22 protein-coding genes are annotated in these 25,441 nt (G+C 67.1%); 7 read left to right on the forward strand and 15 right to left on the reverse strand.

Features of this window, described 5'->3' with window-relative positions; translation table 11 throughout:
* The first annotated feature begins 354 nt into the window (after window positions 1-354).
* Entirely contained in the window at window positions 355-507 is a 153-nt protein-coding gene (locus GWK63_RS02525; protein WP_157772014.1) for a hypothetical protein, read from the forward strand.
* 775 nt (window positions 508-1,282) lie between these two features.
* Here GWK63_RS02525 and holA read toward each other — a convergent pair.
* The 4 genes from holA to GWK63_RS02545 all read right to left on the reverse strand — a co-directional run bounded on the left by holA (window position 1,283) and on the right by GWK63_RS02545 (window position 6,442).
* Entirely contained in the window at window positions 1,283-2,305 is a 1,023-nt protein-coding gene (gene holA, locus GWK63_RS02530; RefSeq protein WP_007398913.1) for a DNA polymerase III subunit delta, read from the reverse strand.
* Window positions 2,302-3,153: an LPS assembly lipoprotein LptE gene (locus tag GWK63_RS02535; protein WP_007398914.1), complete on the reverse strand. Its 852-nt coding sequence runs from the start codon at window positions 3,151-3,153 to the stop codon at window positions 2,302-2,304. Before GWK63_RS02535 ends, holA begins: the two co-directional genes overlap by 4 nt.
* A 3-nt stretch (window positions 3,154-3,156) precedes the next feature.
* The gene (gene leuS, locus GWK63_RS02540) at window positions 3,157-5,790 is read right to left on the reverse strand and encodes a leucine--tRNA ligase (protein WP_007398915.1); all 2,634 of its coding nucleotides are present in this window, start codon (window positions 5,788-5,790) and stop codon (window positions 3,157-3,159) included.
* A gap of 106 nt (window positions 5,791-5,896) precedes the next feature.
* Window positions 5,897-6,442, reverse strand: a complete 546-nt coding sequence (locus GWK63_RS02545; RefSeq protein WP_007398916.1) for a DUF3576 domain-containing protein — start codon at window positions 6,440-6,442, stop codon at window positions 5,897-5,899.
* Between the two features lie 228 nt (window positions 6,443-6,670).
* Between GWK63_RS02545 and GWK63_RS02550 the strand changes: the two genes are divergently transcribed.
* Entirely contained in the window at window positions 6,671-8,710 is a 2,040-nt protein-coding gene (locus tag GWK63_RS02550; RefSeq protein ID WP_039999233.1) for a glycoside hydrolase family 3 protein, read from the forward strand.
* Between the two features lie 21 nt (window positions 8,711-8,731).
* On the opposite strand, the gene GWK63_RS02555 is transcribed toward GWK63_RS02550, so the two are convergent.
* The 6 genes from GWK63_RS02555 to GWK63_RS02580 all read right to left on the reverse strand — a co-directional run bounded on the left by GWK63_RS02555 (window position 8,732) and on the right by GWK63_RS02580 (window position 15,469).
* Window positions 8,732-9,796, reverse strand: a complete 1,065-nt coding sequence (locus tag GWK63_RS02555; RefSeq protein WP_039999236.1) for a lytic transglycosylase domain-containing protein — start codon at window positions 9,794-9,796, stop codon at window positions 8,732-8,734.
* 32 nt (window positions 9,797-9,828) lie between these two features.
* Window positions 9,829-10,272 (reverse strand): DUF1489 family protein, encoded by a 444-nt coding sequence (locus GWK63_RS02560; RefSeq protein ID WP_039999237.1) that lies wholly within the window; start codon window positions 10,270-10,272, stop codon window positions 9,829-9,831.
* Window positions 10,273-10,288: 16 nt separating this feature from the next.
* A complete protein-coding gene (locus tag GWK63_RS02565) occupies window positions 10,289-11,416 on the reverse strand; it encodes a nucleoside hydrolase (RefSeq protein WP_007398922.1) in 1,128 nt (375 codons plus the stop codon).
* Window positions 11,417-11,468: 52 nt separating this feature from the next.
* Window positions 11,469-12,659 (reverse strand): radical SAM family heme chaperone HemW, encoded by a 1,191-nt coding sequence (hemW, locus tag GWK63_RS02570; RefSeq protein WP_007398923.1) that lies wholly within the window; start codon window positions 12,657-12,659, stop codon window positions 11,469-11,471.
* A gap of 5 nt (window positions 12,660-12,664) precedes the next feature.
* Window positions 12,665-14,656, reverse strand: a complete 1,992-nt coding sequence (locus GWK63_RS02575; protein WP_112209874.1) for a potassium transporter Kup — start codon at window positions 14,654-14,656, stop codon at window positions 12,665-12,667.
* A gap of 105 nt (window positions 14,657-14,761) precedes the next feature.
* Entirely contained in the window at window positions 14,762-15,469 is a 708-nt protein-coding gene (locus GWK63_RS02580) for a YggS family pyridoxal phosphate-dependent enzyme (RefSeq protein WP_034928866.1), read from the reverse strand.
* 80 nt (window positions 15,470-15,549) lie between these two features.
* On the opposite strand from GWK63_RS02580, the gene GWK63_RS02585 reads away from it, so the two are divergent.
* The 4 genes from GWK63_RS02585 to GWK63_RS02600 all read left to right on the forward strand — a co-directional run bounded on the left by GWK63_RS02585 (window position 15,550) and on the right by GWK63_RS02600 (window position 20,470).
* Entirely contained in the window at window positions 15,550-16,884 is a 1,335-nt protein-coding gene (locus GWK63_RS02585) for an RsmB/NOP family class I SAM-dependent RNA methyltransferase (RefSeq protein ID WP_034928869.1), read from the forward strand.
* Between the two features lie 61 nt (window positions 16,885-16,945).
* Window positions 16,946-17,623: a ribulose-phosphate 3-epimerase gene (rpe, locus tag GWK63_RS02590; protein ID WP_007398928.1), complete on the forward strand. Its 678-nt coding sequence runs from the start codon at window positions 16,946-16,948 to the stop codon at window positions 17,621-17,623.
* A 37-nt stretch (window positions 17,624-17,660) separates the two neighbouring features.
* Window positions 17,661-19,355 (forward strand): heparinase II/III family protein, encoded by a 1,695-nt coding sequence (locus GWK63_RS02595; protein ID WP_007398929.1) that lies wholly within the window; start codon window positions 17,661-17,663, stop codon window positions 19,353-19,355.
* Window positions 19,352-20,470 carry a glycosyltransferase family 4 protein gene (locus tag GWK63_RS02600; protein WP_007398930.1) on the forward strand — a complete coding sequence of 373 codons (1,119 nt, stop codon included), beginning with the start codon at window positions 19,352-19,354 and terminating at the stop codon, window positions 20,468-20,470. The genes GWK63_RS02595 and GWK63_RS02600 overlap by 4 nt, the downstream gene beginning before the upstream one ends.
* A 117-nt stretch (window positions 20,471-20,587) precedes the next feature.
* On the opposite strand, the gene GWK63_RS02605 is transcribed toward GWK63_RS02600, so the two are convergent.
* Both GWK63_RS02605 and GWK63_RS02610 read right to left on the reverse strand, forming a co-directional pair.
* Entirely contained in the window at window positions 20,588-21,169 is a 582-nt protein-coding gene (locus GWK63_RS02605) for a hypothetical protein (RefSeq protein ID WP_039999238.1), read from the reverse strand.
* The gene (locus GWK63_RS02610; protein WP_007398932.1) at window positions 21,166-22,413 is read right to left on the reverse strand and encodes an aminopeptidase; all 1,248 of its coding nucleotides are present in this window, start codon (window positions 22,411-22,413) and stop codon (window positions 21,166-21,168) included. Before GWK63_RS02610 ends, GWK63_RS02605 begins: the two co-directional genes overlap by 4 nt.
* Window positions 22,414-22,534: 121 nt before the next feature.
* On the opposite strand from GWK63_RS02610, the gene GWK63_RS02615 reads away from it, so the two are divergent.
* A complete protein-coding gene (locus GWK63_RS02615; protein WP_034928881.1) occupies window positions 22,535-22,867 on the forward strand; it encodes a Rieske (2Fe-2S) protein in 333 nt (110 codons plus the stop codon).
* On the opposite strand, the gene GWK63_RS02620 is transcribed toward GWK63_RS02615, so the two are convergent.
* The 3 genes from GWK63_RS02620 to GWK63_RS02630 all read right to left on the reverse strand — a co-directional run bounded on the left by GWK63_RS02620 (window position 22,836) and on the right by GWK63_RS02630 (window position 25,395).
* The gene (locus tag GWK63_RS02620; RefSeq protein WP_007398935.1) at window positions 22,836-23,357 is read right to left on the reverse strand and encodes a DUF4186 domain-containing protein; all 522 of its coding nucleotides are present in this window, start codon (window positions 23,355-23,357) and stop codon (window positions 22,836-22,838) included. The genes GWK63_RS02615 and GWK63_RS02620 overlap by 32 nt on opposite strands.
* A 15-nt stretch (window positions 23,358-23,372) precedes the next feature.
* Window positions 23,373-24,620, reverse strand: coding sequence for a tyrosine--tRNA ligase (gene tyrS, locus GWK63_RS02625; RefSeq protein ID WP_039999275.1), 1,248 nt, complete (start codon window positions 24,618-24,620; stop codon window positions 23,373-23,375).
* Window positions 24,621-24,729: 109 nt separating this feature from the next.
* Window positions 24,730-25,395: an alpha/beta hydrolase gene (locus GWK63_RS02630; protein ID WP_007398938.1), complete on the reverse strand. Its 666-nt coding sequence runs from the start codon at window positions 25,393-25,395 to the stop codon at window positions 24,730-24,732.
* Window positions 25,396-25,441 lie beyond the last annotated feature (46 nt).

Genomic DNA, 25,441 nt, shown 5'->3' on the forward strand with positions numbered 1-25,441 from the left:
ATACATTTACCTTTGGTCTGACAGCAATCACAAAAAAAACAGTCGTGATGTTGGTGGCGTTATCTTGCAAGAATCACACAGTTTCCTTCATGTGGTTTGATATTTGTTTTCAGAAGACGATCTATGTTTGATCAATATCAAAAAGGCATGGAACTTTTTCATCCATATGGAAATCATTCAGGACACGTTGTGGTTGAATCTGTTTATTTATTGCACGGTTCTGGCGAATTCGTCCGGGTATAGTTCGTCGTGCCTTTATTTTCAAAGTATTTCAGTCCGTTTCATTTAGGCTATGCCCGTTCGTTTCATACAAAATAAACATCATAGTCATGCGGCGCGTCGGGTGGGGTGGCAATGCGGATTGTGCCGGAGGGCCGCTATCTGGAAGCGCCGCCTCTGCGTGTCGAGGATTTCCGTCACGCCGCCGGTGGCCTGATATCCTTTGGCTTTATTGATGAAAGCCGCATGGGCGTATCGGGTATCTGCGGTGGGGGGATAGGGGGGTGAATGCCGCCATGGCCGAACGCTGCTTCAGGGGCACGGTTGCGGCCACCTGTGTGCCGCGAGGATGACCTGACGCCGGGTGCGGCAGGCCGGACCATGAAAGGGGCCTGCTGCCGAAGCCCGTGGCACGGTGCCAGCCACGACCGGCATGCCACTGCCACAGGAGCGGCCCCATCTGGGGGATCAGGGATGTTGATGCGGTTGGTGGCCCTGCGGCCCGCGTGGTCATAAGCCCGGTTCTTCCGGCAGGCCACACGCCGTCAGTAGGGGTGAAGCCTTTTTTCAAAAAGGCGGGTACCCCCAGGGCCTGCCGCCAGAAGCGGTATCAGGGGCCCTGTATTATGATTGCCTGCGAGGGCCAGCCGGTTCCCTGGAACCGATCGGGCCTGTGTGCTGGTGTCCGCGGCGGGATTCGAACCCACGGCCCCAGGATTCATACCACTTCGGCTTTCACCGCCGCCATGCCGGGCATGACGTTCGTGGTCTGGACTGTCCCTTCACCATAAACCGCGCGCGGTTGACAGGTGCTGCCCATCCAGTCTCTACACCTTGCCGGTCAGGCCGGCCTTGGCTCGGGATTGGCACGGCAACGGATTGCCAGAGCGTTCCCCGAATTTGAGCAGATCCGCCACGCGGTTTCCCATCGTGGCGCCCAATTGAAAACCAGGAATCCTGTGCTCTATCCGGCTGAGCTACGCGGACACACCGGGGTTTTGTAACCGAGCCCACGCGTCGCGGCAAGGGTGTTTCCTGTGGGCCGGGGGGAATATTTTACCGGTCAGCGCCGCCTGCGCGCCTGCTGTGCCAGGCCGCACAGGCGGGCGACATGGCGCAGGCACAGAACGATGTCAGGGCTGCCGGTCTGCCTGCATGCCAGTTCCAGGGTCTGTGTGTCCTGTGCCGCGCGCAGCAGGGCATCGGCCGGCCACAGGCCCAGCGCCTGGCCAAAACTGTCCGTGCGCTTGAAAAAGACCGGCGGCTGCAGCTGGCGCATGGCATCGGCCCGGCTCATGCCCGCATCCATGGCCAGCCGCGCGCGGCGCAGGCGGTGAATGTGGGACATCAGGGCGCGGGTCAGGTTGGAGGGGCTGCTGCCATCCACCGTCAGCGCGCGCTGGGCGGCGGCATCGGCTTCCCGGCGCTGGCCCGCCATGGCGGCAAAGGCCGCGTCCTCCATCGAGACACCGGCCGCATCCCCGACGCAGGCCCGCACGTCCTCCAGCCCCAGCCGCCCGCCACGGCCTGCGAACAGGGCCAGTTTTTCCACCTCGCTGCGGGTCGCGGCCCGGTCGGGGCCCGCGCGTTCGACCATCCAGCCCAGCGCATCGGGGTCTATGCCCACATCCTGCGCGGCCAGCATCTGGCGGATGGCCCCTTCCAGCGCGCGCCCCTCCTCGGGGTAGCAGCCGATCAGGGCGCACTGCGCGTCCTTTTCCACAAAGCCACGCAGCCTGGAGCGGGAGTCAAGCCCCGGTGCCTCCACGATCACCAGCGCATCGGACTGTTGCGCCAGACCGCGCTTCAGCGCTTCCAGCAGGCCCTCATCCGTACCCTCGCGCAGCCAGATCACGCGCCTGCCGCCGGTCAGGGAGAGGGCGGTCATCTCCTCCTCCAGCCGGGCATGGTCCGCACGCCCCAGCATGGCCACGCGGAAGGGGTCGTGCAGGTCGGGGCAGATGGCCTTTGCCGCCGTCGTGGCGCGTTCGCGGATCAGCCCCACATCATCGCCGTGCAGCATGATGACACGCAGGTTGCCCGGTGCCTGAAGCGTGGCGCCGATATTGCGCGGGCTGACTTTCACTGGCTGCCCTGTCCCCCGATGCTGATGCCGGACATGTCGTCCGTGGTGCCGTCACTCTTTTTCGCATCAGGCTGGACATAGCGGGAGGTGGAGGCGGGAATATTGTCGATCGGGCTGCTTTCCGGCGCCGTGTCATCCCCGCCGTGGTTCTGTTCGTTCAACTGCGAATCGGTCCGGCCCGTGGCCATGGCGGGCATGCCATCGGCACCGGGCATCTGGGCGGGCAGCTGGTTGTTGGGATTGACGATGCTGTTGGGGTCGGTATAGCGCGGCTGGTTCTGCCCCGCGACCGATCCGTCCACCGCGGGCTTGGCATGGGTGCGGAACCATACGGCCACCTGCTGGGTGATCTGTTCGGCCAGGTTCTTAGCCACGCGGCCGCGCACGGTCTCCAGGTTCAGGGTCAGCGCAAAATACTGTTCGTATGTATTGTTCACCCCATCCACAACCGAGGCATCGCCACCGGCCAGAAGCTGCGGGCTGTCACCCAGCGTATAGAGCTGCCAGTGGGCAAAGGCGGTGGTGCGCGTGCGGCCGGAGGTATTGTCCGCGTGGATGTCCACTGCCTCGTTCATGATGTAGCTTTTGATCTGCAGCGCGTAGCGGGTCGGTTTTTCCGGCCCCGCCCCGCTCAGGTCCTGCTGCAGGAACTGCCGTAGCTGCTGGCCGTACCGCTCGGGGATGAGCGGGACATAGACCTGCTTCAGTTCGGCCAGCACGTTCGATACGGTGGGCTGCCCGTCCGCGCCGATATGGGTGCCCGTTGTCTTGTACATGGGTGAAAAGCCACATCCCGCCAGCACAAGCAGGCCGCACAGCACGGCGGTATGGCGGACGGGATAGGCCATGGCCTATTTCGCCACCACGAAATTGACGATCCGGCCCGGCACATGGATACGCTTTACAATCCGCGCCCCTTCCAGCAGGCGGGCCACGTTCGGCTCGGCTTCCGCCATGGCAATGACCTGATCCGCCGGCAGGTCGGGCGCGACCGCGATCGTGCCGCGCAGCTTGCCCATGATCTGCACCGCAATGGTCAGTTCACTGGCCTTGAGCAGTTCGGGGGTGGCGGTGGGCCATGCACGCTCCACCACCGGCTGGCCGCCGGGTTCCAGCAGCGCCATCATCGCTTCGGCCTGATGGGGGACCATGGGGGCGACCAGCAGGGAGATGATGGTAGCAGCCTCGCGCCGGGCAAAGTCCATGCCATCTTCTCCCGCCGCCTTCTCGGCATCGGCCAGGGCGGAGGTCAGTTCGTGCAGGCGGGCTACCGCCACGTTGGCGCTGAAGCTTTCCAGCGCTTCGGTCACGGCGGCGATGGTCCGGTGGGTGGCGCGGCGCAGCGCATCCGCGCTGCGTGACAGCGTTGCGGGGCATGCCGTGCCAGCCGGGACCTGCTCGGCCACCGTGCGGACAATGCGGAACACGCGCTGGAGGAAGCGGGCGGCAGCCGCCACGCCGGATTCCGTCCATTCCATGTCGCGTTCGGGCGGGCTGTCGGACAGCACGAACCACCGTGCCGTATCCGCGCCGAAGCGCTCGATGATGGCGACGGGCGCCACCGTGTTGCGCTTGGACTTGGACATCTTTTCCACACGCCCGATGGTCACGGCCTGACCGTTGTCGCGGCGCACGGCACTGTCGCCCCGGCGCTCGACTTCCTCGGGGTAGAGCCAGTTGCCCTGCGCGTCACGGTAGCTTTCGTGGTTGACCATGCCCTGGGTGAACAGCCCGTCAAAGGGTTCGTCCACATGCAGGTGCCCGGTCTCGTGCATGGCGCGGGTGAAGAAGCGGGCATAGAGCAGGTGCAAGATCGCGTGCTCGATGCCGCCGATATACTGGTCAACCGGCAGCCAGCCATCGGCGGCGGCGGGAAGCGTGGGCTGGTCGGCATGGGGCGCGGTGAAGCGGGCGAAATACCATGAACTGTCCACAAACGTGTCGCAGGTATCGGTCTCGCGCAGGGCGGCCTTGCCGCATTTCGGGCAGGCCACGTGCTTCCATGTCGGGTGATGTTCCAGCGGGTTGCCGGGGCGGTCGAAGGTTACGTCCTCGGGCAGTTTTACGGGCAGCTGGTCATCGGGCACGGGCTGGGCGCCGCAATCGGTGCAGTGGATGACGGGAATGGGGCAGCCCCAGTAGCGCTGGCGCGAAATGCCCCAGTCGCGCAGCCGCCAGTTGACCACGCCCCGGCCAATTCCCATGCCTTCCAGCCGGGTGATGGCTTCCTTCTTCGCGGCCTCCGTATCCAGCCCGTCCAGGAAGCCGGAATTGAACAGCGTGCCGTGGCCGTCACAGGCCCTGTCGGTCATGGTGAAGGTGGCGGCCTCCGCCCCCGGCGGCAGGATGACGGGGGTGACGGGCAGGTTGTACCTGCGCGCGAAATCAAGGTCGCGCTGGTCCCCGCACGGGCAGCCGAACACCGCCCCCGTGCCATAATCCATCAGCACGAAATTCGCGATCCAGACCGGGAAGGACTTATCGGGCATGAACGGGTGGGTGACCCGCAGCCCGGTATCGAACCCGCGCTTTTCCGCCGTTTCAATCGCTTCTTCCGATGTGCCCAGGCGCTGGCATTCGGCAATGAATTCGCCTGCCGCCGCGTTTTTCGCCGCAACCTTGGCCGCCAGCGGATGGTCGGCGGCAATGGCGAGGAAGGACATGCCGAACAGCGTGTCGGGACGGGTGGTGAACACCTCCACCGAATCAAGGTCGGTATCGAAACCGGCAGGCGGTTCATGCAGGCCGAAGCGGACCTTCGCCCCTTCGGACCGGCCGATCCAGCGCTCCTGCATGGTGCGCACGCGTTCGGGCCAGCGCGGCAGGGTGGACAGGCCATCAAGCAGTTGCGGCGCGAATTTCGTGATTTTCAGGAACCACTGCGACAGCTTTTTCTGCTCGATCAGCGCGCCCGAGCGCCAGCCGCGCCCGTCCACCACCTGTTCGTTGGCCAGCACGGTGTTGTCCACGGGGTCCCAGTTGACCCAGCTTTCCCGCCGCTCGACCAGCCCGCCCCTGAGCATGTCCAGGAACAGCTTCTGCTGCCTGCCATAATATTCGGGCAGGCAGGTCGCGATCTCGCGGTCCCAGTTGAAGGAAAAGCCCAGCCGCTTGAGCGTGGTCCGCATGGCGGCGATGTTGTCCATCGTCCACTGGCCGGGATGCACGCCGCGTTCACGCGCAGCATTTTCCGCCGGCAGGCCAAAGGCATCCCACCCCATCGGGTGCAGCACGCTGAAGCCGCGCGCGCGCTTGTAACGCGCCACCACGTCACCCAGCGTATAGTTGCGCACATGGCCCATGTGCAGCTGCCCTGACGGGTAGGGAAACATTTCCAGCACATAGTATTTGGGCCGGTCGGCGGGCGGCACGTCGGGAACGTCGAAGATGCCGGACGCGGCCCAGCGTTCCTGCCACTGCGGTTCTGCCGTGCTGAAATCATAGGCGGGAAGGGCGCTGTCCGGTGGGGTGCTGGTTTCGGTCATCTTCTTCTGGTTCGGTGTGCGGGGCAGGCGGCTGGGGCCTGCGGACAGGGGGCGCGGGCGGCTGGTGCCACCCGGCGGGCGGAAAAAAGGATCGGGCTGGGCGGTGCTAGTGCTGGCCGCTATCGGTACGCAGCTGGCGCGCGCGGGTCAGGATGCGGGCCGTGATGTCGGATACCGTATTGGCCGCGACGGGGGTATCGACCCACTGGTTATCCTCATAGGCCTGGCGGAAGACCGATACCCGCACCGCATCCGAGCGCAGGCTGCGCGAAAGGATGAAGCAGGTGATCTTGAAGCGTTCGTCCTTGGTGGCGGGGGGCGTGTACCAGTCCGTCAGGATCACGCCCGCCACGGCATCGGCGGAGGCAAACGGCATGAAGGACAGCGTATCCAGCGCACCGCGCCACAGGAAGGCATTGACCCCGTTGCTTTCCAGCGGTGTCGAGCCACCATTGGCCCCACGGTCTTCCTTGAGCAGGCGATTCTGCGGAATGGCCAGCCCGCTTCTGTCATGCTGCGGCGCGCTGCCGCAGCCCGCCAGCAGGCCGGCGGCCAGCAGGGCAAGGGTCGCGCGCGGCAGCAGGGGACGGCCCGGGGGCGCTGTGGCCAGGGACGCGGCGGAGGGGACTGGATTGGGCGGGCGAAGGGTCATGATGCCTCTATGGACGCCGGGGATGGCCCCCGCAGGTGGTAATCCGGCCACGCGCCCGATCCGCCGGTGGTGCCGGGCAGGGGGCGTTGCGGCCTGTCGCGTTGTCCGTTCTTCATATCGCGCCCGGCCTGTCCCGCCAAGTCGCACGGGCACTTTACCCTGCCTTGCGTGACAATCCGGGCATTAGGGCGCAAAAATACCCCCTTCCCGCCACAGCAATGGATCGTGATGAAATACGCAAGCCTCCGGTATGGACTGTCCGCGCTCCGTTGCCTGATCGCCCTGTGCATGGGGGGACTGGTCCTGTCCGCTCTGCCCGTGCAGGCCCGGGCCGCGGCGGGGGGCAGTGCGGGGTCCGCCCATGCGGCGGACATGGCGGCCCGCATGCAGCCCGCCGAGCAGCAGGCCGTGCTGCAGGCCCGTCCCATCGGGGGTGGGGAGGGCGCCACGCAGGCTGCGGCGGATGGCCTGCTGGCCTGGCCGGGCGTGGCCCGGCTGGGCCTGCCCGCGCTGCGCATGCCCGATTTTTCCAGCCCGGCCCGGCCCGCCGACGAAGGGGGGCATCCCATGCTGCCGTGGCTGGCGCTGGCCGCGACATGGGACCCTGACCTTGCCCGCCGCGCGGGCGGCGCGCGTGCCCGTGCCGAATGGGAACAGGGGCGTGCCGTGGTGCGGGTGGGGGGGATTGACCTGCTGCCGTCGGGCCGCCTGCAGGCTGGCGAGGACCAGGTGCTTGCGGGTACCATGGCGGGCATGATCGGCGCGGGCCTGCTGTCGGGCCATGTGCTGCCGGTGTTCGGTTCGGTCGCGGGCGATGAACAGGCCCGTGCCGATGGGGCCGTGCCCGGACGCACCGCGCCGGTCCCCGCCGCGTGGCTGGCCGATGGCAGCCTGCTGGGCGTGGCCATGGCGCTTGAGGTCGCGCATGGCGGCGCCCTGCTGTGCGGTGGCCTGGCGGTCTGCCAGACGGTGACGGGGCTGGGGGCCATGGTGCATGATGCCTGGCATTTCCCCGGCATGGTCATGGCGACGCCCGGCGGCCTGGGCCCGGCACGCCCCGATGACGCCTCCCTGCTGCCCGGCGCTCTGGGCACGGGCGTGGATATGGAACAGGTTTCCAGCCGGGAAGGCGGCCACGACATGTTCGGCGCCCCCCTGCGGCAGGCGGTCAGGGATGGCGCCGTCAGGCCCGCCCAGCTTCAGGCCATGGGCATGCATGTCCTTGCCTCCTTCTACATGGCCGGAAGTCTTGACCATCCGCCGGCCTTTACCCCCGCGCACGCGGCCGCGTCGCCGCCGGTGGCCGATACGCTGGTCAGCGATGTGGAAGCGGAAGGGGCGGTCCTGCTGCAGAATGAAAACCGGGTCCTGCCGTTCGATCCCGCCCTTGGCCCGGTGCTGGTGCTGGTGCGGGCGCCCATGCGGCACGCGGCGGACCTGCTGGCCGATGAACTGCGTCATGCGGGGCTTGGCGTCAGTGTGGTGGTGGCGGCGGATGGCGCGAACGCGCCGGGCACCCTGCCGCCTGCCACGGCGCAGGCCGCGCGCACGCTGGTGCTCAGCGGCACGGATGCGGACAACCGGATGATTTCCACCCTGGCGGATCTGGGTGGCCATGTTGTCGTGGTGCTGACTGGCGATGACCCGGACCGGCAGATGCCCTGGCTTGATATGGTGGACAGCGTGGTGCAGGCCTGGGCCTGGCGTGACGCGCATGCCCGCCCGCTTGCGGCGCTGCTGTCCGGGCAGCAGGAGTTTTCGGGCCACCTGCCCGTGACCCTGACCGGCGGTTTCTATCCGCCCGGCATGGTGGATGCGGATTACCGCGCCTTTGAACGCGCGCATGTCGCGCCACTGTTTCCCTTCGGCTATGGCCTGTCGGCACGCGGGCACCTGACGCTGAGCGACCTGCATGTGGTGCGCGAGGGCACGCATCTGAATGCCAGCTTTTCGGTAACCAACCCCGACGGTACCGCCGTGCGGGCCATACCGCAGCTTTATGTCAGCCCGTCATCCGATCAGGCGGCGCCGCGCAGGCTGGCCGCGTGGCGCAGCATCATGGTGGCGCCGGGGCATACGCTGCGGCTGACCCTGCCGGTCAGCCTGCGGCTGCTGGCGCAGTGGAACGCACCGGCCGCCAACTGGGCGGTGGCGGCGGGGGATTATGCGTTCTCGCTCGGGTTTTCGTCGGTCATGCTGGTGCGGCATGCGGATGTGCGCCTGCCCGCCATGCACCTGCCCGCCGCGCTGGACATGGCGGCAGACTGATGCCCCATGCCCGGGCGGTGGCTACTGGCCCGGCCGTATGACCGTGCAGGGCAGCCCCTGTTCCTTGAGTGTGGCGCAGGCCCCTGTCGCGGCCGCCTGTGACAGGCCGGCCAGACGCGCCCGATAGATCACGCCCGTGGGCCTGCTGACCGGAATGACCATGCTGCGCGCGCCCTGCAGGGCCGCGAAATCACCCTGCCGCGCCATGGAATTGGCGAACCGGGCCTGCCCTTCCGCCGAGAAGGCGCCCACCTGCACCATCCAGGCCCCGTACCCTGTCCCGGCGCTGGTGGCGGGGGCCGCCGTGGTACGGGTATCGGTGCGGCAGGTGGTGCCGGTCGGGTCGTAGGCCGCGTTGACGTCCTGCACGCAGGCGGTGCGGCGCTGCACGGGGGCCGGCGGGTTGAGGGTGGCGTACTGGACATAGGTATGCCCCGGCTGGATGGTGGGGGTGGGGCTGCCCGTGCCTAGCGGCGGTGGCGTGGCGCTCACGCGCTGGCTAGAGGAGCCATAGACCGCCAGCGGCCCGCTAAGTGCCACTTCGTTGCCCAGGTTGGGGGTGATGATGCGCAGGTAGCGCACGGTCTGGCTGGGCAGGGGGCGGCCGTTTTCCAGATAGTCGTTCACGCGCAGGGTGCCCGCATTGTAGGCGGCCAGGAAGCCCGGCGCGCCATATAGCCCGTACAGGATGCGGATATAGGCGGTGCCCGCGAGGATATTGTTGTGCGGGTCATACGGATCGGAGCCGAGATGGTTGCGGCGCCGCATGTCGGCATAGGTGGGCGGCATGAGCTGCATGAGCCCGATCGCCCCGCTGGCCGAACGGGTCAGGTGGCCGTCAATATATTCATTGCCGCCCGATTCCTTCTGGATGACCGCCCGGATCCACTGCTGTGGCACGGCGAAGCGGGCGGAGGCATCGGCAATGTAGGGCTGCCACGGGTCACTGGCCGGTCCCGGCGGGCGGTAGGCGGCCTTGCCCTGATAATAGCGATTGTAGTGGGAGGCACTTCCCCCCCCGCCGCCGGAACCGGCACAGGCGGCCAGTCCCAGTCCCACGACCCCCAGCATGAAAAGGCGCGCCATGTCGGCGCGTGTGGGCAGGCTTGGTCGTTTGTTCAGATCAGGCACAGTTCCGCCAGTTTGTTGCGCAGGGCCTCGGGCAGCACGTCGCCACCGTGGCTGCTGGCCCGCAGGTCGGGGGGCGCGTCCTCGGGGCGGAGGTAGCGCCAGCCCTGGAAGGGGCGCATGGCCCGCGGGCTTACGGGAATGATTTCGGGCGCCATGACCACCAGCGCGCAGGGGGTCCCGTCCTCCCGCGTGTCGGGCTGTATGGCGGTAATGCGCTGGCGGCACAGGATGCGGCCGCCAATCACGCGGTAGATCGAACCCCCATCCAGTATTTCGGCCGCCCGCCGGGGATACATGCGGGTGCGGAACCATGGCAGGCCCGTGGGGTCCGTGCCATCCAGGTCATCGACCGGCGGGGTCTGGTGGGACTGGCGGCGGGCCAGGTCCTCGATGGACCCGATGCCAACCGCCAGTTTGACCATATGCAGCATGAAGCGCGCGGCCCGCTTACTGCCCGTGCGCGGGCAGGTCGCTCCGGGCTTCCTGCGCGAAGGTGTCCCGGAAGCGCTGTTCGTCAATGCTGCGCACGATATGCATGCGCTGCATCGGGCTGTCATGGGGCACGAGGGCGTCCGGCACCACGAAGGCATGGCCGTAATGCGGGCCACGGCTGGTGTCGATATCCAGATGCGCATCCACCGCCGAGGTGATGAGCGTGGGGTCCGCCGCGATGGCCGTCGTCATTTCATCCCACATGGGCAGCGGATCGTAATAGCTGCCGATATAGCTGGTCAGTGGCGTTTTCCGGTCCGTCAGCTTCGCCAGGTATTCACGCGACAGCATGAGATCGTTCGAGACGCTGCCCACCACCGTGATCGCCTTCCATGGCGCGGTCAGGGTGATGTGGGCGGCTTCGGGGTCGAAGATCATGTTGAAGTCGGAGGCGAAATCCGCGTTGCCGGTAACCGACATCATGCTGGTGTCCAGCATGCCGCCCATGAAGATGAGCTGCTTGGCCGTCTCGGCAAAGGTCGGGTCCTGCCGGATGGCCAGGGCCAGGTTGGTCAGCGGCCCGGCCGCCACGATCGTGACCTGGTGCGGGTGGGCATGCACCTGCTCGATCAGGAACTGCGCCGCACTCTGCGCCACCGGGGCCGTGTGGGGCATGCCTTCCTTCATCGGGCCGATGGCGGGCTGGGTGTCCGTTGCCCTGTCGATCGAACCAAGGCCGCCCCACGCCCCCTTCCACGGTATGGTGCCGTACTGCATCTCATGCAGGCGCATCTCGGCGCGGGTGTTGACCAGCGGGTAGACCGCGCCATCGGCTACCGGCACGTCCGTGCGGCCGATGATTTCCAGCAGGCGGCGCAGATGGGCCGATTCGGCATTTTCCCACCCGTCGCCGCTGGCTACGGTAAAGCCCAGCACGCGCACATGTGGGTTGAACAGGAGCGGGATGATGGAAAGCTGGTCCGACCCGCCGGGGCCCAGAAAGTCGTTATCCTCGATCACCAGTTCCGGCCCGGCCGTGGCGGGGGCCGGTGCAGGGGCCGCATGGGCGGTGGTGGCCAGAAGTGTCAGGCCCGCGGCGCATGCTGCAAGCCGGCGGGACAGCGAAAGAACGGATGAAAACACGCAGCATGCTCCTTGCCATGAATGCCGTGGCGCCATCGTATTGCCTAAATTCCTAAAGCACCAGCGCGGCAAGCAGGCTTTCCAGCCGCAGGCGGCCTTCCGCCGTGGCGCGCAGGGTCTGGCGCGTGGTATCGTGGACCAGATAGCCTTCCTCCACCGCTGCCCGCATCGTGGCGGGGTCCGTGGCCTCCGTAATGGTCATGCCGGTGCGCCGGGCAAAGCGGGGGGTGGCAATGCCCTCTGCCAGCCGCAGGCCCATCAGCAGCATCTCACGCGCGCGGTCGCGGTTGTCCAGCGGTTCATCGGGGTGGGCGCCGGTGCCGGTGCGCTCCACGCGCTCGGCCCATGGCTCGGGTGCCCGGTGGCGGCGGGTGGCCGACGTGACCCCGTTGCAGGTCAGCCGCCCATGCGCGCCGGGACCGATGCCCATATAGTCGCCATAGCGCCAGTAGGTCAGGTTATGGCGGCTTTCGGCGCCGGGGCGGGCGTAGTTCGAAATCTCGTAGCCCAGCAGCCCATGCCGGGCCGCCACTTCGGCGGTCAGTTCATACAGCTGCGCCGCGTCATCGCCATCGGGCAGGCGGAAGCGGCCCTGGCGGTACAGGCCCTCGAAGCGGGTGCCGGGTTCGATGGTCAGCTGGTACAGCGAGAGATGGTCGGACACCAGCGCAAGGGCCGCCTCAAGCTCTGCCCGCCAGGCACGCGCATCCTGCCCCGGCCGGGCATAGATCAGGTCGAATGAAATGCGATCGAACAGGCCGCGCGCCGTCTCCAGCGCGGCAATGGCCTGGCCTGCGTCATGTTCGCGGCCCAGGAAGCGCAGGGCCTCGGCATCAAGGCTCTGCACACCGACCGAAATGCGGTTGACCCCGGCGTCACGGAAGGCGCGCAGCAGCCCGGTTTCCACACTGGTGGGATTGGCTTCCAGCGTGATTTCAGCCGTGTCCGTCAGGCCGAACAGCGTGCGCGCATCGGCAATCAGCCCCGCCACGGTTTCCGGCGCCATGAGGGAGGGCGTGCCGCCGCCAAAGAAGATCGAGCCGATGCGGGGCCGCTCGGCCGGGCTGTCGCCCATGCGCGCGGCCTCGAACGCCAGCTCGCGCCTGAGTGCCGCGCCAAAGCGCGCGCGCGGGATCACGTCGCGCACATGGCTGTTGAAGTCACAGTACGGGCATTTGGACAGGCAGAACGGCCAGTGCACGTACAGTGCCAGCGGTTCTGCCCTGCCCGTGTCCGGGTGCATGGGGGTCAGATCCCCAGCCGCACACCCAGTTCAACCGCCCGGTCGGGCGGGATGCGGAAGAACTCGGTCGCCGGTGTGGCATTGCGCGCCATGAACAGGAACAGCGACATCCGCCAGCGCGACAGCTTGGGCACCGAGGAGCGGACCAGCAGTTCGCGGCTGGTGAAGTAGGAGGCCTGCAAGGCATCGAAATCAAGGCCGTTGGCCTTCAGGTCCTCCAGCGCGCGCGGCAGGTTGGGCATTTCCATGAAGCCGTAGCGCAGGATGATACGGTAGATGTCGGGCGCCAGTTCCTGCAGCGCCACGCGGTGGCCATGGTCGGCTTCGGGCTGGTCCAGCGTCTGCACGGTCACGAACAGCACATGGTCATGCAGCACCTTGTTGTGCTTGAGGTTGTGCAGCAGGCAGGCAGGCACGAAATCGGGGTTGCCGGTCATGTACACCGCCGTGCCCGGCACGCGGATGATGCGGGACTGCGGCAGGCGCGCCAGGAACGAGTTCATCGGCATGCTGTCCTGCTTCTGCCGGTTCATGATCAGCTGGCGGCCCTTTTTCCACGTCGTCATCATCAGTGTCAGCACGATGCCCAGCAGCACCGGCACCCAGCCGCCCTGCGGGATCTTGAGCGCGTTGGAGGCAAAGAACGTCGTATCAAGCAGGAAGAAGCCGCCAAACGTCGCGATCGCCGCGGGGCGCGACCAGTGGTACAGCCTGCGGAAGACCACCATCGCCAGCACGCAGGTGCACATGAACGTGCCCGTCACCGCAATGCCGTAGGCCGAAGCCAGCGCATCCGAACTGCGGAAGGCCAGCACCAGCAGCAGCGCGCCCACCATAAGGAAGCGGTTGAATTCGGGCAGGTAGATCTGGCCTTCCTCCTCCGCGTTCGTATGGGTCACGCGCATGCGCGGCAGGTAGCCCAGCTGGATGATCTGGCGGCACAGCGAGAACCCGCCCGAAATGCACGCCTGGCTGGCAATGACGGTCGCCATGGTGGACAGGATGATCATCGGTACCTGCAACCAGTGCGGCCCGAGCAGGAAGAACGGGTTTTCCAGCGCCTTGGGGTCGGCAATGATCAGGGCGCCCTGACCAAGGTAGTTGAGCGCAAGGCACGGCAGCACGCAGAACAGCCACGCATAGCGGATGGGCTGGCGGCCGAAATGCCCCATATCGGCATAAAGCGCTTCCGCCCCCGTAACCGACAGCACGACCGAACCCAGCGCGATGAACGAAAGCCAGCCATGGAAGATGATGAACTGCACCGCATAGGTGGGCGATATGGCCAGCAGCACGGCGGGGTGATGCAGTATCTGCAGCCCCCCCAGTATGCCCAGCAGGCTGAACCAGACCAGCATGATCGGCCCGAATATGGTGCCGACCTTGCCCGTGCCGTAGCTCTGCACCGAGAACAGGCCCACCAGCACCAGAAGTGCTATGGGAATGACCAGGTCGCGCGCGGCGGGGAAGCTGACTTCCAGCCCCTCCACCGCCGAGAGCACGGAAATGGCGGGCGTGATCATGCCATCGCCAAAGAACAGGCAGGCCCCCCCGATTCCCACCATGCCCAGGGCAATGCGCATGCGGTTGCTGGGTGCGACGCGCTGGGCCAGTGACATGAGCGAGATGATGCCGCCTTCGCCATTATGGTCGGCGCGCATGATCAGGATGACGTATTTGACCGTCACGATCAGCAGCAGCGACCAGATGATCAGGCTCAGGACGCCCAGCACCTCCCACGGTTCGATCCGGTGATGCTGCGAGACCACCATGATGGTCGAGCGCAGGGCGTAGATCGGGCTTGTGCCGATATCGCCAAACACCACCCCCAGCACCCCCAGCAGGGCCGCGAAGCCTACGGGGTTGGCCGCGTGTTCGTGCTGGTCCGCCCCGTATTCGGTAATCTTGGGGGGCGTGCTGGTGGCAGGGCCGGCATGGGTGCTGCCATCCGGGGTCGTCGAGGGTCCGGGGGCATCGGGCCCCGTGGGTTGCGTCATGTCGTGATGGCTCCGCGGCAATGAAGACTGAAAACCGGCATTTCGTCGCGGCCGGATAGTTCCGCATTACCGCCTCGCCCCATGCGCAGCAAGGCCCGTATCCGCTCAGGTGCCATTCGGTGCGGTCTGTGGCGTTGCCGGGCGCGCCCCGAAAATGGCGCTGCCCACCCGTACCAGCGTGGCGCCGCAGGCAATGGCGCGCTCGAAATCGGCCGACATGCCCATCGATACGACATCCAGCCCGTGCCTGTGCGCCATGGTGGCCAGCGTGCGGAAATGCGGCGTCGGGTCCCGGTCATGCGGCGGGATGCACATCAGCCCGCGCACGACGGCGGGGCCGAAGCGCTCCAGGCTTGCGTTGATGAAGGCATCCGCCTCTTCCAGCCGCACACCGGATTTCTGGCCTTCATCACCGGTATTGACCTGCACCAGCAGGCCGGGCAGCCGGCCCGCCCTGTCCGCCGCGCGCGCAAGGGCGTCGGACAGGGCGGGGCGGTCGAGGCTTTCGATCATGTCGGCAATGCGCACCGCCTCCAGCGCCTTGTTGGTCTGCAACCCGCCAATGATGTGCAGCCGCAGGTCGGGCCAGCGGGTGCGCAGGGCGGGGAATTTGGCCGCCGCCTCCTGCACCCGGTTCTCACCGAACAGGCGCTGCCCCGCTTCCAGCGCCGCGATGACGCTGGCCTGCGGATGGAATTTGGATACGGCCACCAGGTCCACGCCGGAAGCGGGTCTTCCCGCCGCCCGGGCGCTGGCTTCGATACGGGTGCGGATGCCCGTCAGGGCCTGTGCTATGGAGGATGATGTTGACATGGCTCTAGGCTTGGCATGAATACCTCCCCGGTCAAGCCCCCGTGTGCCCGTGCGTGCCGCAGTTTTCAGGTCAGGATTACATGAAGTCTTCCCCATCACCTTCCCCCACAGGCCGCAGGGCCAGGACTGGCCGCCCCGCGGGCCGCCCGGACCGTCAGGGCGCCAGCGCGGACCCCACGCGCGATATCGCCTTTGATATTGTCGAGGGGGTGATCGCGCACCGGCGCATGCTCGATACATCGCTTGAACACTCCGCCGCCGCCCGCACGGCCGAACCGCGTGACCGTGCCGCCGCCCACAGGCTGGCCGCCACCGTGCTGCGCCACATGGGCACGGCGAATGAAGTGCTGGCCCCCTTCCTCAAGCGTGAACCGCCCGAGCCGGTGCGCGTGGTGCTGCTGATCGGGGTGGCGCAGCTCCTGTTCCTTGATACGCCGCCGCATGCCGCCGTGGCCACATCCGTGGCCCTGGCACGCAGGCGGGGGCTGGTGCCGTTCGCGGGGCTGGTCAACGCCGTGCTGCGCCGCGTGGCCGCGGGCGGCGCGCAGGCGCTTGAGGGGCTGGACCAGCCACGCCTCGATGTGCCGCCATGGCTGTGGCAGTCCTGGGGGCGGCTGGCGCGGCCCATCGCCACCGCCCTTGGCCATGAACCGCCGCTTGACCTGACCATCCGCCCCGGCGGCGAACCGCCGCCGGGGGGCGAACTGATGCCCGGTGGCAGCGTGCGCTTTGCGGCAGGTACGGCAAAGGTTGCCGACCTGCCCGGCTTTGCCGAGGGGGCATGGTGGGTGCAGGACATGGCGGCCAGCCTGCCCGCGCGCCTGCTGGACGTGAAACCGGGTGAGCGCGTGGCCGACCTGTGCGCGGCGCCGGGTGGCAAGACCGCCCAGCTGGCCTGCGCGGGGGCGGAGGTCTTCGCCATCGAGCGCGAAGGCAGGCGGATCGAGCGCCTGCGCGCCAATCTGGCCCGGCTGGGGCTGGGTGGCGTACATGTGATCCATGCGGATGCCGCCACATGGCGGCCCGAAATGCCGCTGGACGCGATCCTGCTTGATGCCCCGTGCTCGGCCACCGGCACCATCCGCCGTCATCCCGATGCCATGTGGATCAAGCGCCTGCGTGACATTGCCACCATGACCGAAGGGCAGGACCGCCTGCTGGCGGCAGCACGCGACATGCTGCGTCCCGGCGGGCGGCTGGTCTATGCCGTGTGCTCGCTCCAGCCCGAGGAAGGCGAGCAGCGTGCCCGCGCGGCCGAAGCGCTGGGCCTGATTGCCGATCCCTTCACGCCAGATGAACTGGCCTTCCTGCCGCAGGCCCGCACGCCGGAGGGCTGGCTGCGCACCCATCCCGGCATGCTGGGGGCACGGGGGGGCATGGACGGGTTTTTCGCCGCCCGTTTCCGCCGGGCCTGATACGGGGCGGGGGTTTCAGGAAATATTGGCGCAAGTCATGGACTTCTGTTAAAAAACAGGCATGGCTGCTCTCAAGACCCCCCTCATCGCACCGAGCCTGCTGGCTGCGGATTTCTCACGCGCGGCAGATGAAGTCGCCGCCGTCGAACGTGGCGGCGCCGACTGGCTGCACCTGGATGTCATGGACGGGCATTTCGTGCCCAACCTGTCCATGGGGCCGCAACTGGTCCAGGCGCTGCGGCCGAAGTCTAAGCTGGCGTTTGACGTGCATCTCATGATCGCGCCGGTCGACCCGTATATCGAAGCCTTCGCAAAGGCGGGGGCCGACCATATCCACCTGCATGTGGAGGCGGGGCCGCACACGCACCGTTCGCTCCAGCATGTGCGTGACCATGGGGTCAAGCCCGGCATCGCCATCTGCCCCGCCACCCCGCCTGAAGCGGTGGGGGAAGTGCTGGACCTGGTGGACATGATTCTGGTCATGACGGTCAACCCCGGTTTTGGCGGCCAGAAATTCCTGACCAGCCAGCTGCGCAAGATCACCACCCTGCGCCGCATGGCGGATGCCACCGGGCGTGACATCCGCATCGGGGTGGATGGCGGCATTACCGCCCACACCGCGCCGCTGGCGGTGGCGGCGGGCGCGGATGTGCTGATCGCGGGCACGTCCGTCTACGGGCAGGATGACTATGCCGCCGCCATAAGGGATTTACGGAGCGGGGCGCATATCCCGGCGTGAGGGATGGCCCCCCGATACAGCGCAGGGGTGATGCGTCATGCCGCTGAAGCGCCTGAAACGCGGGGCGCGGCTGTCCCTGGCGCGGCTGCCGCTACTGGGTGGTGGCAGGCGCCTGCCGCCGTCGCCGGTCCATAATGTGCGCGACCTGTGGCCGGGTGACCCGGCGGCAGGTGCCCAGCTTGCCCGTGGCAGCCTGACCTGGGCGGGCTATACCCACCCCGTTGGGCCGGGAATGTGGGATTCGCCCGAATTCGAACCGGCTTTCCGTGAGGGGCTGCTCGGTTTCCGCTGGTTGCGCGACCTGCGTGCGGTGGGCACCGATGCCGCGCGGCTGAAGGCGCGCGCGCTGGTTGATGACTGGCTGCATCACCCCGCCCAGAGTCCGCAGGCACTGGAATGCGGGGTGATTGGCGCGCGTGTCGCGGCATGGCTGGGGCATTACGATTTCTTTGCCGCATCCGCCAGCGACGCCTTCCGCCAGCGCCTTATGGCCCGCATTCTGGTGGAAGGACGCACGATCGCGGCCCTGATGCCGCCCGAACAGCATGGCTGGCAGGCGCTGGCCGCCCTGAAGGGGCTGCTGGCGGTGGCGGTGGCCATGCCGGAATATACCGGTTTTCTGGCCCGCTATCGCCGCTATATCGACAGCGTGGTGGAAAGCCAGATCCTGCCTGATGGCTGGCATGTCGAGCGCAGCCCGGAGGTGCAGCTGCGCGCCCTGCGGGAACTGGCGGAAATGCGGGCCATGATGCAGGCGGTCCAGCATGCGCTGCCCCATTCGGTGGCGCTGGCGCTGGACAAGATGAGTCCGGTGCTGCGCGCCATGCGCCATGGCGATGGGGGGCTTGCCCTGTTCAATGGCAGCCACGAGCGCAGTGCGGCGCTGGTCGAGATGGTACTCTCCCAGGCCACGCGCACGCGGGTGGTGGCAAGCAGCATGCCCGACGGAGGATTCGTGCGCGTGCAGGCCGGGCGTTCGCTCATGCTGGTGGATGTGGGTGTTCCCGCCCCGGCCGGCCATGACCGCGATGCGCATGCCGGCACGCTGGCGTTCGAGTTTTCCTGCGCGCGTCAGCGCCTGATCGTCAATTGCGGTGGTGGGGTGCTGCCCATCTGGAAAGAGGCCCTGCGGCAGACGGCGGCCCATTCCGTTGTGGTGGTGGAGGGGATGTCCTCCTCCGAATTCGGGGAAGACGGTTCGGTGCGCCGCAGGCCCACGCATGTGGGGGTGGAACATGCCGTGGCCGAGGGGGCGCACTGGCTCAACCTGTCCCATGACGGCTATCATGCCTCTGCCGGGGTCACGTATTACCGCAGGCTCTACCTTGGTGGCGATGGCGAGATCCTGCGCGGGGAGGAAATGCTGGAAGGCGAGCGGGAACTGGCCTTCGTGCTGCGCCTGCACCTGCATCCATCCGTCACCGCCGTGGAAGGGCCTGACGGTTCGATCCTGCTGGAAGCGGGTGAGCAGCACTGGCGCTTCCGTGCCATGGGCGGCACGGTGGGGATAGAGGAAAGCGTATACCACGGCGGTCCGGCCCCCCGCCGCGCGCTGCAGATTGTGGTGCGGGTGGACCCGGCGGCGCGGGCGGGGGGGCAGGATGCCACCGCACCGCCAGCGGAGGGGGCGGACACGCACGATGTCACGCTGCGCGGCGCGGGAACGCCGGGCCGGGTGCGGCAGGTGGTGCGCTGGGCACTAAGGCGTGAAAAGCTGCTGCTGCTGGCATGAAGATACTTGAAATCACCAATGTCGATTTCTCGATGCGGCAGTTTCTCTTTCCACTCATGCAGGCGCTGCGCGAACAGGGGCATGACGTAACGGGGGCCTGCGCCGAAGGCCCGCTGCTGGATGCCATGCGCGCGGACGGGCTGCGCGTGGTGGGGGTGCCCCTGTCGCGCACCCTTTCCCCGCGCGCGCAATGGCGGGCGTGGCGGGCGCTCGTGCGCCTGATCCGGGCGGAAAAACCCGATCTTGTGCATGCCCACATGCCCATAAGCGGCCTGCTGGGGCGGTTTGCCGCCTGGCGTTGCGGGGTGCCGTGCGTGGCCTATACCTGCCACGGCTTTCTGTTCAACCAGCCCGGGTCGCGGCTGCGGCGGGTCGCGGCCCTGGTGCTGGAATGGCTGGCGGGGAAAGTGACGGATATCTACCTGACCGTGTCGGAGGAAGAGGCCCGCGATGCCCGCAGGCTGGGCATCCACCGCCACGCCACCGGCATTGGCAACGGGCGTGACCCCGCCACTTTCCACCCCGATCCCGCCGCCCGTGCCCGCCTGCGCGCGCAACAGGGGGTGGGCGAGGGGCAGGTGGTCATTCTGGCGGTCTCCCGTCTGGTGCGCAGCAAGGGCTATCCCGAACTGCTGGAAGCCATGCGCGCGGTGCCGGGCAATGCGGTGCTGTGGATTGTGGGCACGCGCTTGCCCAGTGACCGGGGCGCGGATCTGGCGCCATGCTTTGCCGCCGCCCGCGCGGCTCTGGGGCCAAGGCTGGTTTTCCTGGGCTATCGTGAGGACGTGGCGGCGATCATGGCGGCGGCGGACATGTTCGTGCTGCCCAGTCATTTCGAGGGCCTGCCGATGAGCGTGATCGAGGCCATGCTGTGTGGCCTGCCCGTGATCTCCACCGATATTTCCGGCCCGCGTGAACAGGTAGTGGCGGGGGAAACCGGGCTGCTGGTGCCCCCTGCCAACGTGCCCGACCTGGCGGTGGCACTCGGCCGGCTGGTAAGGGATGGCACCCTGCGCCGGCGCATGGGGGCCGCTGGCCGGGCGCGGGCGCTGGCGCGCTATACGCAGGCTGCCGTCATGGCCCGCACGGTCGCCCTGCTCACCGCCCGCAAATAAAAGAAGTTTCTGGTGAAGCTTTTTTCAAAAAGCTTCAGGGAACGCCGCCTTTCTGAAAAAAGGCGGCACCGGGAAACTTCTGTTTTTTTCGTCAATGCGTTGTTCTGCCAGGCGCCATTAGCGATGCGGCGTGGCCTGGGGCTGCATTTCGGGCTGTTCCACGGTCTGGCTGCCACCGCCTTCGCCCCCCATGGCCTGGATCAGCGCCTGGGTCTGGGCTTCATGCGCCTTGATCAGCCGGACATTGTCGGGGTTGAGCGGGGGCATGGAGCGGCTGTCCTGTGCCGGGTGCTGCATGATGGCGGTGGTCATGCCGAATGTGGTGATGCCCATCACGAACTCACGCGCCGACATGCCATATTTCTTCAGGATCGGCTGGAGCTGCGGCATGGCTTCCGTGCGCTTGATGGTGTCCTCCAGCGACATGTTGGGGGTTTCGGGCGGCGAGATGCGCGACTCGCGGATCTGCTCGATCACGGGCGTCATGCGCGTGAAGAAGTCCTTGGGAAGCCTGTATTGCGCCACTGTCTGCATGTCGCGCTGGATTGCGGCCTGCTGGGCGGCGCTGGGGGCCTGCTGCTGGGTGGTGGCGGGCTGCTGGTCCTGTGCCCGCGCCGGGGTCAGGGCCGCGGGCAGGCAGGCCAGTGCCAGCGCGCAGGTGGAGGCGGCAAGCGCCGTGCGGAGGAAGGAAGCATTCATGGCTGGTGACTCCATTCGCCCTGTCGCATCAGGGGTTCGCGGGTGCCATCATGGTTTATGGCATCCACATCGATCTTGCCGGACCCGATCATCCAGTCAATATGGATGAAACTGCTGTTGGCACCCTGCCGGGCCAGATGCGCCTCGGTCAGGCTGTCGGTATCAAGCATGCACTTGGCATAGGACTGGCCCAGCGCGATGTGGCTGGCCGCGTTCTCGTCAAACAGGGTGTTGCGGAACAGGATGCCGCTTTCGGAAATGGGGGAGGAGGCGGGCACAAGCGCCACTTCACCCAGCCTGCGCGCGCCTTCATCGGTATCAAGGATGCGTTCCAGCACCGCCTGCCCGCTGCTGGCACGGGCTTCGACAATGCGGCCTTCCTCGAAGCGTACGGCAATGTCGTCAATCAGCGTGCCCTGATGGAACAGCGGCTTGGTCGCGCGCACCGTGCCGCTGACCTTGCGGGCATGGGGGGTGGTGAACACTTCCTCGGTGGGGATGTTGGGGTTGCAGACAATGCCGTTGCCCGCAGGCTCGGCCCCGCCCGCCCAGGCATGGCCATCGGCCAGCCCCACGGTCAGGTCCGTATCCGGCCCGGTAAAGTGCAGGGCGGCGAAACGGCGGTCATTGAGCCATGTCGCGCGCCTGTGCAGGCGGGCATTATGGGATTCCCATTCCGCCACCGGGTCATCCACCATCACGCGCGATGCCTGGAAGATTGCATCCCACAGGCGGCTGACGGCTTCATCTTCCGGCATGTCGGGAAAGACCTGCGCCGCCCATGCGGGGGTGGCAAAGGCCACGATGTTCCAGTTGATGGCAAAGCGCGTGATCAGTTCCATCGCCGGGCGCCCCGCGCGGGAGGCCGCGCGCGCCACGCGGGAGACGCGCTCGGGGTCCTCATTGGCCAGCAGCACGGGGTTGCCGCCGGTAATCGCCATGCGGGCCGCCCCCTTGCGATAGGCGGTGGCCATGCCGTCCTGCAGCCAGTCGGCGGCGGTATCAAGCGTGTCGTCGGCGGCGTGGTGGAAGCGGGCCAGGGTTGCCGCGTCATCGGCATAGAAGGGCGTGACCAGCGAGGCACCGGCCCGGTAGGCATGTTCCGTAATCCGGCGTACCAGCGGCACGGCGTCCAGTGGTGCGGTGATGAGAAGCTGCTGGCCATGGGCGATGTTCACGCCAACGCGCACGGCCACTTCAGCCAGGCGGTCCAGAAGATGTTCATGCTGGGGGGAAAGAGCCATGCGTCATCATATCCTGTAAGAAGCGGGCCATGTGCCGCATGCCCGCGGGGTTGGTGCAGGATAGACGACACGCCCCCTTTAGGTAAGATGATAACCGAAACCCGGCGGGAGCATGCAGTCAATGAAACAGGTGCCCTCAGGTTCCCGTGCCCTGTGCGCGCTGGAAGCCGCGCGCGAAGCCCCGCAGCGCGTGCTGTGCGATGGCCGGGCGCTGGTGGTGTGGATGGTGGATGAGGATCGGCCAGGCGTGATCGATGACCGCTGCCCCCACGGCAATGCCCGGCTTTCCGCCGGTTACGTGCTGTATGGCCGGATTGTCTGCCCGCTGCATATGTGGACATTCGGCCCCGACGGGCGCGCGCAGGCCCCCGGCGGCCGGACCGAGGCGGCAGGCCCCGCCCCGCGCGCCTATGACTGCTGGATCAGCGGGGATCAGGTCTGGGCGCGGGTGTAGGCGCGGGGCGGCTGTCCTCGCGCTTCAGCCATTCCTGTATCACCGCAAGGATATGGGCCTGCTGCGCCGCGTCCAGCTTCTGGCCCGCGGGCATGGCATGCCATTTGGCAATGCAGCCCCGGCAGCAGGTGCCCGTGGCATGCTGGGCAATGAAAACCGGGTGGCCGCGCCATGGTGTCTGCCGGCCATCCCTGTCCGGCTGGGCCGGGGCCAGCCGTGTCGCCACGAAATCGGCCGCATGCGCCATGACTTCCGGCAGGCCACGCGCATCCAGATAGGCGCGCTCCTTCGCCCCCAGATGGAACCGGGCGCGGAACCGCGAATAGCCCAGCCGTTCCCATAACTCTGGCGGCACGGCGGGTAGCGGCGGCAGGGCCGGGGCCACCCGTGCGGCGGGCTTCGGCGTGGTTGCAGCGGGCAGCTGCGGGGGCGCGAACAGATCCGCCTGCTGGTGGGGGGCAGGCTTCCTGCCCGCGCGCCTGGGGGGCATGGGGCTGCTGTCCGTTCAGCCCGGCTGGACCAGGATGTGGCGCTTGCGGCCCGAGGAGAGCTTGAGCGCGCCATCAATCAGGTCCGCCGTGGAGACGACCTGCGCCTCATCCCCGACGACCACGTCATTCACCCGTGCGCCCCCGCCACGGATCAGGCGGCGGGCTTCGCCATTGCTGGCGGCAAAACCGGCTTCGACAAACAGGCGGAAGGCGGGCACGCCTTCGGCCAGCAGGGCGGCGGGCACCTGCACGGTGGGCAGGGCGGCGGCGGTCACGGCGCCTTCCTCGAACGTGCGGCGGGCGGCGTCGGCGGCTTCCTGTGCCGCCGCGCGGCCATGGCACAGGGAAGTGGCCTCGGTGGCCAGCACCTTTTTCGCCTCGTTGATCTCGGCACCGCCAAGGGCGGCCAGCCGGTCACATTCCGCAAGCGGCAGTTCGGTGAACAGCCGGAGGAAGCGGCCCACATCCGCATCCTCCACATTGCGCCAGAACTGCCAGTAATCGAAAACCGGCAGCCGGGCGGCCGAAAGCCAGACCGCGCCCTGCGCCGTCTTGCCCATCTTGGCGCCGGAACTGGTGGTGAGCAGCGGCGTTGTCAGGCCAAAGACCTGCGCGCCGTTCATCCGGCGCACCAGGTCAATCCCCGATACGATGTTGCCCCACTGGTCCGATCCCCCCATCTGAAGGGTCACGCCATGACGGAGATTGAGTTCACGGAAATCGTAGGACTGGAGGATGGAGTAATTGAACTCCAGGAACGTCAGCCCCTGTTCACGTTCAAGCCGCGAGCGCACCGAGTCGAACGACAGCATGCGGTTGACGGAAAAATGGATGCCCACATCGCGCAGCAGGTCGATGTAGGACAGCCGGTCCAGCCAGTCGGCATTGTTGGCCAGCAGCGGGTCCGACGGGCCAGTGCCCAGCGGCAGGAACTGCCGCAGGCAGCCTTCCACCCCGCGCAGGTTGGTGGCAATGGTCTCTGCCGTCATCAGCCTGCGGGCTTCCTCACGGAAGGAGGGGTCACCGATCCTTGCCGTGCCGCCGCCCATCAGGGCAACCGGGCGGTGGCCATGGCGGTGCATGAGCCGCAGCAGCATGATCTGGATCAGGCTGCCCACATGCAGGCTGTCCGCCGTGGGATCAAACCCGATATAGCCCCCGACCGGCCCGGCCTGCATGGCGGTGTCCAGCGCCTCCATGTCGGTGCACTGGAATATGAAGCCGCGTGCTTCGGCCTCCCGGAGGAATTCGCTCTTGGGCATGATCTGTTCCGCGCTGTGATGGGCCTGGCTGGCCGGGTTTCCCCGGCGCGGACCAGCCTCTAGCATGTTCACGGCGCGGCAGGGAACCACCCGGCGGCGGGCGGACTGGTCAGTCGGCGGCCAGCGCCAGTGTCTTGCGGTTCATGACCGTGCTGACATGGTCTTCCAGCGCCTCGGCCACCTGTTCGGCCTGATTGGCGAAGACGTGGTCGGCACCCTTGAAGATGCGGTAATCCACGCTCACGCCCTTCTGGGTGTTCAGCTTGTCCACCAGCTTGCGCACGGCGGGTTCGGGCACGAGTTCGTCGTTCTCCCCCGCAATCATCAGCCCGCCACACGGACACGGGGCCAGGAAGCCGAAATCATAATGGTTGGCGGGCGGGGCGACACTGATCCAGCCCGTGATTTCGGGCCGGCGCATGAGCAGCTGCATGCCCACGAACGCACCGAAGGAATAGCCCGCAATCCACAGCCCGCTGGCATTGGGGTTGATCATCTGCATCCAGTCAAGGGCGGCGGCGGCATCCGAAATCTCGCCAATGCCCCCATCATAGCGCCCCTGCGAGCGCCCGACGCCGCGCGAATTGTAGCGCATGACCGAAAAGCCCATCTTCTCGAACGCACGGTACATCGCGTAGGTGATGCGGTTGTTCATGGTCCCGCCATGCAGCGGGTGGGGATGGAGCACCAGCGCAAGCGGCGCGTTGGGCGCGCTTGAGTGGTGGTATCGACCTTCCAGGCGGCCATCAGGGCCGGCAAACATGACCTCAGGCATAGGTATCCCGCATTTGCATCTCCCCGTGCATTCCAGGCATTGCATC

Origin of the sequence: Komagataeibacter rhaeticus, from assembly GCF_011611525.1 — a bacterium.
Classification (GTDB): Bacteria; Pseudomonadota; Alphaproteobacteria; order Acetobacterales; family Acetobacteraceae; genus Komagataeibacter; species Komagataeibacter rhaeticus.

What these genes read in the sequence shown, in the direction of transcription:
- GWK63_RS02525 (WP_157772014.1), top strand. Translation starts at nt 355, where the DNA reads ATGCGGATTGTGCCGGAGGGCCGCTATCTGGAAGCGCCGCCTCTGCGT.
- GWK63_RS02535 (WP_007398914.1), bottom strand. Translation starts at nt 3,153, where the DNA reads ATGGCCTATCCCGTCCGCCATACCGCCGTGCTGTGCGGCCTGCTTGTG.
- leuS (WP_007398915.1), bottom strand. Translation starts at nt 5,790, where the DNA reads ATGACCGAAACCAGCACCCCACCGGACAGCGCCCTTCCCGCCTATGAT.
- GWK63_RS02545 (WP_007398916.1), bottom strand. Translation starts at nt 6,442, where the DNA reads ATGACCCTTCGCCCGCCCAATCCAGTCCCCTCCGCCGCGTCCCTGGCC.
- GWK63_RS02550 (WP_039999233.1), top strand. Translation starts at nt 6,671, where the DNA reads ATGAAATACGCAAGCCTCCGGTATGGACTGTCCGCGCTCCGTTGCCTG.
- GWK63_RS02555 (WP_039999236.1), bottom strand. Translation starts at nt 9,796, where the DNA reads ATGGCGCGCCTTTTCATGCTGGGGGTCGTGGGACTGGGACTGGCCGCC.
- GWK63_RS02560 (WP_039999237.1), bottom strand. Translation starts at nt 10,272, where the DNA reads ATGCTGCATATGGTCAAACTGGCGGTTGGCATCGGGTCCATCGAGGAC.
- hemW (WP_007398923.1), bottom strand. Translation starts at nt 12,659, where the DNA reads ATGCACCCGGACACGGGCAGGGCAGAACCGCTGGCACTGTACGTGCAC.
- GWK63_RS02575 (WP_112209874.1), bottom strand. Translation starts at nt 14,656, where the DNA reads ATGACGCAACCCACGGGGCCCGATGCCCCCGGACCCTCGACGACCCCG.
- GWK63_RS02580 (WP_034928866.1), bottom strand. Translation starts at nt 15,469, where the DNA reads ATGTCAACATCATCCTCCATAGCACAGGCCCTGACGGGCATCCGCACC.
- GWK63_RS02585 (WP_034928869.1), top strand. Translation starts at nt 15,550, where the DNA reads ATGAAGTCTTCCCCATCACCTTCCCCCACAGGCCGCAGGGCCAGGACT.
- rpe (WP_007398928.1), top strand. Translation starts at nt 16,946, where the DNA reads ATGGCTGCTCTCAAGACCCCCCTCATCGCACCGAGCCTGCTGGCTGCG.
- GWK63_RS02595 (WP_007398929.1), top strand. Translation starts at nt 17,661, where the DNA reads ATGCCGCTGAAGCGCCTGAAACGCGGGGCGCGGCTGTCCCTGGCGCGG.
- GWK63_RS02600 (WP_007398930.1), top strand. Translation starts at nt 19,352, where the DNA reads ATGAAGATACTTGAAATCACCAATGTCGATTTCTCGATGCGGCAGTTT.
- GWK63_RS02605 (WP_039999238.1), bottom strand. Translation starts at nt 21,169, where the DNA reads ATGAATGCTTCCTTCCTCCGCACGGCGCTTGCCGCCTCCACCTGCGCG.
- GWK63_RS02610 (WP_007398932.1), bottom strand. Translation starts at nt 22,413, where the DNA reads ATGGCTCTTTCCCCCCAGCATGAACATCTTCTGGACCGCCTGGCTGAA.
- GWK63_RS02615 (WP_034928881.1), top strand. Translation starts at nt 22,535, where the DNA reads ATGAAACAGGTGCCCTCAGGTTCCCGTGCCCTGTGCGCGCTGGAAGCC.
- GWK63_RS02620 (WP_007398935.1), bottom strand. Translation starts at nt 23,357, where the DNA reads ATGCCCCCCAGGCGCGCGGGCAGGAAGCCTGCCCCCCACCAGCAGGCG.
- tyrS (WP_039999275.1), bottom strand. Translation starts at nt 24,620, where the DNA reads ATGCCCAAGAGCGAATTCCTCCGGGAGGCCGAAGCACGCGGCTTCATA.
- GWK63_RS02630 (WP_007398938.1), bottom strand. Translation starts at nt 25,395, where the DNA reads ATGCCTGAGGTCATGTTTGCCGGCCCTGATGGCCGCCTGGAAGGTCGA.